The sequence below is a fragment of the Acinetobacter sp. LMB-5 genome (assembly GCF_001541635.1).
Lineage (GTDB): Bacteria > Pseudomonadota > Gammaproteobacteria > Pseudomonadales > Moraxellaceae > Acinetobacter > Acinetobacter pittii.
Genome location: NZ_LRDR01000123.1, coordinates 1 through 319 on the forward strand (window position 1 = coordinate 1; position 319 = coordinate 319).

Here is a 319-nt window from a genome sequence, read left to right on the forward strand (position 1 = left end):
TTGCTGGCATGTTGGGCAAGTGATCCCATTGCGTTTGACGAACGGCACACCCTGCGTTTTAACGTGCTCTACCTGGCTATGGATGTACTGATTCACGTCATGCAAGAAGGATTCGATATTGAGTTGTTTCTTCGAAATTTTATCGAGGCTGCCTTCCCAAATCGCGGAAATGTCTGGTCGTACAATCTCATCAGGGAGGAGGGCGCAGAACTCTTGTCCCGCCTCGGTGGTTTTGTACACCGGATTCTTATAGCCTTTCTCCTTACCTAAACTCACTAGGTGCGTCAGCTTGCCTACCTTCTCGATGTGACCGCTTCGC

At 49.8% G+C, this 319-nt stretch carries 1 protein-coding gene; it reads left to right on the plus strand.

Features of this window, described 5'->3' with window-relative positions; genetic code table 11:
* The coding region (locus AW165_RS20005) for a hypothetical protein (protein WP_212823967.1) at positions 1-270 on the plus strand (270 nt) is incomplete at its 5' end.
* Positions 271-319 lie beyond the last annotated feature (49 nt).